This window comes from Achromobacter sp. (assembly GCF_057314935.1).
The window spans coordinates 1-7,487 of record NZ_DBHKZA010000145.1 but is presented as its reverse complement, the minus strand read 5'-3'; the positions used below and the strand labels follow the sequence as shown (position 1 = coordinate 7,487).

The window sequence follows — 7,487 nt, the reverse complement described above, 5'->3', positions numbered from 1 at the left end:
ACCAGCCGGCTGGCGCGGAACCACGGCCCGCGCCGCATCAGCATGCGCACCATCAACGCCTGGGACGCCTGCGGCAAGGCCTGGAAGTCTTCCAGGAAACGGCGTTCGCCGGCATCCAGCAGGTCGGCGTAGCGGTCAGCGACCCACGCCAGCGCGCGCTGGAAATTGTGAAGGTAGTAGTAACGGTGCGGGGGGAACATCGGCCAGGCCGGATAACTGGTGTTTTATCCAGTAATCATAGCAGGCGGGTAATCCCCGCGTCTGCCCGTGGCGGACAATCTGGGCGCGGCGCATCAAATAAAAAAGCGGCGCCGGAAAGCCTGGGCTTTCCGGCGCCGCCATCATGCGGAACCGTCTTGCGGAACCGCCGGGCGCGTTAACGCGCGGGCTGCGCGGCCGCCCCCACTTCCTTTCGCACCTTGGCCACATCCGACGCGCTGACTGCCGCGCCCTTGTTGCCCCAGCTCGACCGCACGAAGGTCACCACGTCGGCGACTTCCTTGTCGGTCATGCGCCAGTCGAAGCCAGGCATCGCGTAGGCCGTGGGCGCCGCCGTCGTGCCCGGCATCTGCGCGCCCTTGAGCACGATGTGGATCAGCGAGGCCGGATCGGCGGAATTCACCGTCGAGCTCAGCGCCAACTGCGGGAACGTTTCCGTATAACCCTTGCCGGTGCTACGGTGGCAGGCGGCGCAGTTGTTCAGGAACGCCATCGCGCCATCGCTCTTATCCTTGCCGGTACGCAGCGCTTGCGCCACGGACTCGTCATAGGCCAACGGCTTGGTCGCGTCCTTGTTGACCGGCGGCAAGCTCTTCAGATACACCGCAATGGCGTTCAGATCGGCGTCGGACAAGTGCTGCGTGCTGTCCTCGACCACTTGCGCCATGCCGCCGAACGCAGCCGAATGGCCGTTGCGGCCAGACTTCAGGAAGACGGCGATGTCTTCCTTCGTCCAGTTGCCCAGGCCGTCGGTGGCGTCGCCGCGCAGGTTCTTGGCCAGCCAGCCTTCCACCACGCCGCCCGACAGGAAGGCCGAGCCGTCCGCGTCGCTCAGCGCCTTTTCCTGCAGGGCGAAACCGCGCGGCGTGTGGCAAGTGCTGCAATGGCCCAGGCCTTCGACCAGGTACTGGCCGCGCAGCAGCGCTTCGCGGTCGGCGCCCTTCAAGTCGCTCGCGGCCGGGCCGCTGACGACGTCGGGCGCGAACATCCAGCGCCACACGGTCAAGGGCCAGCGCATCGACGTGGGCCACGAGATATCCGTGTCCTTGTTCTCCTGCTTGACCGGTTCCACGCCATGCATGAAGTAGGCATACAGCGCCTTCACGTCATCGGGCGTGACCTTGGCATACGCGGTGTATGGCATGGCCGGATACAGCGAATGCCCGTCGCGCGCCTTGCCGTGGCGCACGGCCTGGTCGAAGTCCTCGTACGTGTAGTTGCCGATGCCCGTCTCTTTGTCGGGCGTGATGTTGGTCGAATAGATCGTGCCCAACGGCGACTCGATGCCCAATCCGCCGGCAAAGGGCTTGCCGCCTTTGGCCGTATGGCAGGCGATGCAGTCGCCGGCGCGCGACAGGTATTCGCCCTGCTTGATCATCTGCGCATCCGCCGCGGCGGGCGTGCCGTCCGCCGCGAACGCGGCGCTGGCGACCAGGGCCGAGAAGGCCGCAACAATGGTTTGCTTCAACATTGTTCCGTCTCCTTAAGCCTGGACCAGCGGGCCGGGGCTCTTCAGATACTGGTCGCGGATCGCCTGCGCGGCCCAGAAGGCCAAGGCGCCCACCAGCCCCGTCGGGTTGTAGCCCATGTTCTGCGGGAACACGCAGGCCCCCATCACGAACACGTTCGGCACATCCCAGCTTTGCAGGTACTTGTTGACCACGCTTTCCTTGGGGTTCGAGCCCATGATGGCGCCGCCGGTGTTGTGCGTGCTTTGGTAGACGCGCGTGTCATAGCGCGCGCCCTTCTTGCGCACGGCCACGTAGTGCTTTTCCGGATTCATGGCCTTGGCCACCGTCTCCATGCGCTTGCCCATGTAGCCCAGCATGTCGAACTCGTTGTCATGCCAGTCGAACGTCATGCGCAGCAGCGGCTGGCCATAGGCGTCCTTGTACGTCGGATCCAGCGACAGGTAGGCGTCGCGGTACGACATCACCGAACCGGAAATGCCGATGGTCATGAAGCGCTGGTACGCGTCCTGCACGCCGGCCTTCCACGCGGTGCCCCAGGTGGGCGTGCCCGGGGTGGTCGGCGTCTGCTTGATGGGACGGCCGCCGTAGCGCACGTGGCGGATGCTGGCGCCGCCCAGGAAGCCCAGCGGGCCGTGGTCGAACTGGTCGCCGTTCAAGTCGTCCATGCCCACGCCGCCCGCGCCGGTGCCCACGAACGGGTTCAGCTGGGTGCCCTTGGGCAGCAGCACGTTCACCGCGCCGTTCATCTGGTACGCGTAGTTCTTGCCGACCACGCCTTCGTTGGTCTTCGGGTCGTAGGGTTTGCCGATACCCGACAGCAGCAAGAGGCGCACATTGTGCATCTGGTAGGCCGACAGGATCACCAGGTCGGCCGGCTGATCGATTTCCTGGCCCTGGGCGTCGATGTACGTCACGCCGATGGCCTTCTTGCCGGTCGAATCCAGATTGACCTTGATCACCTGCGAATGCGTGCGCAGCTCGAAATTCGGCTTCTTCAGCAGCACAGGCAGGATGGTCGTCTGCGGCGACGCCTTCGAGTACATGTAGCACCCGTAGTTCTCGCAGAAACCGCAGAAATTACAGGGACCCAGGCGCACGCCGTACGGGTTGGTATAGGGGCCCGAGGCATTGGCGGCGGGTGCCGGATACGGATTGAACCCGACTTCGCGCGCGGCCTTCTCGAACAACTGCGCGCCATACGTGTTGGGCAGCGCGGGCAGCGGGAATTCCTTGCTGCGCTTACCTTCCAGCGGGTTGCCGCCTTCGACGATCTTGCCGTTCAGGTTGCCGGCCTTGCCGGACGTGCCGCACACGTACTCGAATTTCGAGAAGTACGGTTCCAGTTCGTCGTACGTCACGCCGAAGTCCTGGATGGTCATGCCTTCCGGAATGAACTTCTTGCCGTAGCGCGTTTCGTAGCGCGTGCGCAGTTCCAGCTCTTCAGGCAGCGCGCGGTAGTGCATGCCGTTCCAGTGGAAGCCAGCGCCGCCCACGCCCGTTCCCAGCAGGAACGAGCCGTTCTGGCGGTACGGCACGGCCACGTCGTCCACGCCATGGCGGATCGTCACGGTTTCCTTGGACAGGTCCTGGAACAGCTTGCCGCGCACGGAATACGCCAGCTCGTCGATCACCTTCGGGTACTCGGCGTCCTTCGGCGTGTCCTGCATGCCGCCGCGTTCCAGCGCCAGCACGTGCAATCCGGCCTCGGTCAGTTCCTGCCCCAGGATCGCGCCGGTCCAGCCGAACCCGACCAGGACGGCATCCACTTTCTCTTTCTTTATCGCCATGATTAACCCTTCTCCCCAGAGATCGACACGGGGCCATAGGGGTACTTCACATTGGGCTGGTCGACCCAGTCCATATAGTCGGCGCGCGCGCCCGGAAAGCCCACCATCTTCCAACCCACCATGTTCTTGTTGCCGCCGTAGATCGGATCGGCAAAGAACCCTTCCTTCGTGTTGGACAAGAGGAAGCTGAAGAACGTCCTGGAAGGCACGGTCTCGAATTCGATCTTGCCGCCCTGCAGATCCTTCAGGATCTGTTCTTGCAGCGGCTTGTCCAGTTCGGCGTACACCTTGCCGTGCGTCTTCACGCACCAGGCGTTGCAGGCTTCGATGCCGTGGCGGTAGACCTCGCGGGGATTCTGGTTCAGCTGATACCCCAGTTCCGGCACCTGGTCCGTATGGAACGGGCCCTGCATGTACCAGAGCTTGCCGTGGCCGAAGGGCGTTTCCATCTGGCGGTCGATGAACTCGGGCACGCCGGCGGCGATGGCGCCCGGACCGTACTCGTCGGCGGGGATCAGATGATCCACGGCCGCCACGATGAAGGTCCATTCAGGCTGGGTGAAATAGGTGGGTGCGTAGGGCTTGGCGGCCTGGGCGGCCTTGCCTTCGTCGGCGCTGGTACAGGCCGTGGTCAAGGCCCCTACCGCCATCGTCGACGCTGGCACGATGGCCAACGCTTGCAGAAACCGCCGGCGCGGCTTTGCATCTTCTGTCATAGACATCTCCGTGAATACTCCAAGTTGTCCTAGCGCGCTACCGAACATGAAACCTGGAAACACGAACTGCCGAGCTAGTGACAACACGCTCTTTGCTTACAGAAAATCGACCCTGCTCTTGAAAAGGGACATAAGAGAAGGTGCTCGCATTATGCGCCTTTTCAACCATCTGATCCGCTCAACTGACCATATCAGTTCGATTTTCTTGACATGGGATTGTCTTTTGCTTTAAGGACAATGTAAGAAGCCCGCAAAAGCGGGCTTTTCTGACAAGCGGGTTAACGGATTCTGTATATTTCGCGGCAGGAACAGCAACGGATCCCCCCATGAACGACAAGACGAAGACCTGGCGCAGTTCGACGACCACGCGCAGCTGGAGTTCCACCTCGGACCTCACGCCCGAACAGCGCGTGAACATCGAAGACCTGCTGGACAGCAAGATGGACAGCGTCAGCGTCACTCAGGAATGGAGCTACGCCGGCCTGGAAAACGGGGAATCGTTCAAGGTCCTGATCAAGGACGGCGCGGTCACAGTGAACGGCCGCAAATACGACAGCCTGGACGAGGTTCCACGCGCCGAACGCGAACGCATCGAGGCGTTGCGCAGCGGCAAAGACCTGGGCGGCCTGTGGGACATGCTGAAAAACGCGGGCATCGACGTGCAGGACTTCGCCGGCGATGCGGCTGACGGCAAGCGCAAGCCTGCCTTCACCATCGAAACCGATAGCCCAGATCAGGCCGACGCGCCCTCGGCGCGCCCTGCTCCCGCCGCCGGCGCGTCGCACCCCTCGCGCGTCAATGCGGATCCGTCGTTGTCGCCCGGCGCGGTCCCCTCGGGTGGCGGACTGCGGCGCATGCTGCTGATCGGCATCGCGATCGGCCTGGCGCTATGGGTGGCGCAAGCGCTGAACCTCTTCTAATGGGGCGGACCGCGGCCTCAGGTCGTGGTCTGGACGTGCAGCCGGCTCGATTTGCAGCGGTGCAACGCGCGATAGTATTCCAGCGGCCGGCCATTCGAGCCGTAGGCAATGGACTCGATGCGCAGCAACGGTTCGGCGCTGTCCATGCCCAGCAATTCACACGTGTGCGTGTCGGGCGCCACCGCATCGATCCAACGCTCCGCCCGCACGATGCGCAACCCGTACTGGCGGCGCAGCACGTCATACAACGAACGGTTTTCCAAGCGCGTGCGGTGCAGGCCGGGCGCCAGATCCGCCGGCACGGCGGTCTCCACCAGCAACTGCAGTTCGCCGTCCACGCTGCGCAGGCGCTTTAGCGCCACCACCATGTCCGCGTCATTCAGCGCCAGCGACGTCGCTTCCTGCGCGGTCGGAGCGCGTAGCTCCTGCACCAGCACCTGCGTGCGGACGCTGCGGCCCTTGCGGGCCATTTCGTCCGAAAATCCCAGCACCGTCGATACGAAATCCTCATCCCGTTCGCGCGCCGACACAAATGCGCCCTGCCCGCGGATCTTGTAGATCAGGCCATTACGCACCAGATCCGCCAACGCCTCCCGCACCACAATGCGTGAGATGCCGTACTGTTCGCCGAACTCGGCTTCGGTGGGCAGCTTGGCCCCCACCGCCAGTTCCCCTTGAAGGATCTTGCCGCGCACCACATCGCGGAACTGCGCCCAAAGCGGGGCGCCGGCGCTGCGGTCCAGTACGTCTTGGGTCGGGATGGGGCTGCTCATGTCGTGATAAGGCTAAGACTCGAATCAATATCTACAAAATGCCGATCGCGCAGAATGGCGGCGCACGCCAGCCACTCGTCGCGCCGGCGCGTATCCGTCCAACCCAGCGCCTCTGCGGCCAGCTCCGCCAATTCGGCCAGCAAGCCATCGGTGACGCGGCCGCATATCGCCAGCAAGGTCCGGCGGATCACCAGATCGGCCAGATGCTGCACGCCGGTCTGGCGGCACAGCATGCGGATCTCGGCTTCGGAATAGTCCGGCGCATGGCGCAGCGGAACGTCCCCTGCCGCCGCGAAGGCCTGCGCCAGGCCGTCGGCACGCGAACCGTAGCGGCTGACCAGCCCGTCGATCCGTTCGCGCGAAAGGCCTGAGCTAGCCCGGATCGTATCGACCAGTTGTTCCCTGGCCGGGCCGTCCGCGGGCATGTCCGTACCACCGCCGATGGCCAGCGCCTCGGTCAAGCGCAGACGGGGCCGGTCCAGCAGCGTCAGCACCTGGTTCGCGGCCAATTCCGCCAAGGATCGGAACGTGGTCCACTTGCCGCCCACCAGGCACACCAGCGGAACCTTGCGCACGGCGTTCGGCGGATCGACCACCACCGCGTGGTCGCGCGATATCTGGCCGGGCTTGTCCGCATCCGAATACGCCAGCGGACGCACACCAACATAAGTGTAGACGACGTCGCCGCGCGCAAAACGCAGCCGCGGGAAGACCTCGCCCAGCACGTCCAGCAGGTAATCGATCTCGGCGGATTCGGTAGCCGCCTGGTCGGGATCATCAACCGGAATGTCGGTGGACCCGACCAGCACGCGATCCATAAAGGGATAAACGATGCAGACCCGTCCGTCAGACGCTTCGAAATACACCATGCGCCCGTCCAACGCCGCGCGCAACGCGGGATGGTCCAGGATCAAGTGCGAGCCCTTCGTGCCCATGACGCGTGAACCCGCCCCTTCCAGCACGCCGGCGGACCGGTCCAGCCACGCGCCCGTGGCATTGACCACGGTGTCCGCGGTGACCTCGACGGTTTCCCCGTTGATCTCGTCGCGCAGGCTAAGCGTCCTGCCCCGGCACGCCGTCACATTGCAATAGTTGGCCGCCAGCGACGCGGGCTGGTCGGCATGCGCGTCGGCGATCAGTTCCTGGATCAACCATTCGGGATGGCTGATCCAGGCATCGAAATACGTGGCCGTCCAGCCCACCGACTCCCGGAACAGGATGTTGTCGGCGGCCGAAGCCCTGGCGATGCGGTGTTCCGGCATCACGCGCTGGCGCCGTCCCAGGCGGTCATACAGGCGCAGGCCCAGCGCCACCACGAATACGCCGCGCGCCCCGGGCGACGCCTTGAATCCGGCAAAGCGCAGCACGCTGCCCAGCAGGCCGCCGAAACGGCTGGACAACGGCACCACCGTTTCCAGCGGACGCACCAGATGCGGCGCGTTGCGCAGCAGCCGATTGCGTTCGCGGGTGGCTTCCGCCACCAGCGCGAATGCGCCGCTTTCCAGGTAACGCAAGCCGCCATGGATCATCCGCGACGGCGCACTGCTGGCGCCGGCCGCAAAGTCGCCCTTGTCGACGATCAGGCAGTCCACGCCCTGCA

6 protein-coding genes and 1 pseudogene are annotated in these 7,487 nt (G+C 64.5%); 1 reads left to right on the top strand and 6 read right to left on the bottom strand.

From position 1 onward, the window contains the following. The 4 genes and pseudogenes from ACO6D5_RS28920 to ACO6D5_RS28905 form a co-directional block, all read right to left on the bottom strand. A pseudogene (locus ACO6D5_RS28920) lies at positions 1-200 on the bottom strand (VRR-NUC domain-containing protein); the annotation flags it as partial. A gap of 176 nt (positions 201-376) precedes the next feature. Then, positions 377-1,690, bottom strand: a complete 1,314-nt coding sequence (locus ACO6D5_RS28915) for a c-type cytochrome (RefSeq protein ID WP_485827299.1) — start codon at positions 1,688-1,690, stop codon at positions 377-379. 12 nt (positions 1,691-1,702) lie between these two features. Further along, positions 1,703-3,478 carry a GMC family oxidoreductase gene (locus ACO6D5_RS28910; protein ID WP_485827298.1) on the bottom strand — a complete coding sequence of 592 codons (1,776 nt, stop codon included), beginning with the start codon at positions 3,476-3,478 and terminating at the stop codon, positions 1,703-1,705. 2 nt (positions 3,479-3,480) lie between these two features. Continuing rightward, entirely contained in the window at positions 3,481-4,194 is a 714-nt protein-coding gene (locus tag ACO6D5_RS28905) for a gluconate 2-dehydrogenase subunit 3 family protein (RefSeq protein WP_485827297.1), read from the bottom strand. A gap of 326 nt (positions 4,195-4,520) precedes the next feature. Between ACO6D5_RS28905 and ACO6D5_RS28900 the strand changes: the two genes are divergently transcribed. Beyond that, positions 4,521-5,114, top strand: a complete 594-nt coding sequence (locus ACO6D5_RS28900; RefSeq protein ID WP_485827296.1) for a hypothetical protein — start codon at positions 4,521-4,523, stop codon at positions 5,112-5,114. A gap of 17 nt (positions 5,115-5,131) precedes the next feature. On the opposite strand, the gene ACO6D5_RS28895 is transcribed toward ACO6D5_RS28900, so the two are convergent. Continuing rightward, the gene (locus tag ACO6D5_RS28895) at positions 5,132-5,887 is read right to left on the bottom strand and encodes a UTRA domain-containing protein (RefSeq protein ID WP_315846203.1); all 756 of its coding nucleotides are present in this window, start codon (positions 5,885-5,887) and stop codon (positions 5,132-5,134) included. Continuing rightward, positions 5,884-7,487: glycerol-3-phosphate dehydrogenase/oxidase (locus ACO6D5_RS28890; RefSeq protein ID WP_485827295.1), on the bottom strand; the 1,604-nt coding region annotated here is incomplete at its 5' end. The genes ACO6D5_RS28890 and ACO6D5_RS28895, both read right to left, overlap by 4 nt.

Excerpts from the sequence above, each read along its gene's own strand:
- ACO6D5_RS28915 (WP_485827299.1), bottom strand. The coding sequence starts at position 1,690 with ATGTTGAAGCAAACCATTGTTGCGGCCTTCTCGGCCCTGGTCGCCAGC.
- ACO6D5_RS28910 (WP_485827298.1), bottom strand. The coding sequence starts at position 3,478 with ATGGCGATAAAGAAAGAGAAAGTGGATGCCGTCCTGGTCGGGTTCGGC.
- ACO6D5_RS28905 (WP_485827297.1), bottom strand. The coding sequence starts at position 4,194 with ATGACAGAAGATGCAAAGCCGCGCCGGCGGTTTCTGCAAGCGTTGGCC.
- ACO6D5_RS28900 (WP_485827296.1), top strand. The coding sequence starts at position 4,521 with ATGAACGACAAGACGAAGACCTGGCGCAGTTCGACGACCACGCGCAGC.
- ACO6D5_RS28895 (WP_315846203.1), bottom strand. The coding sequence starts at position 5,887 with ATGAGCAGCCCCATCCCGACCCAAGACGTACTGGACCGCAGCGCCGGC.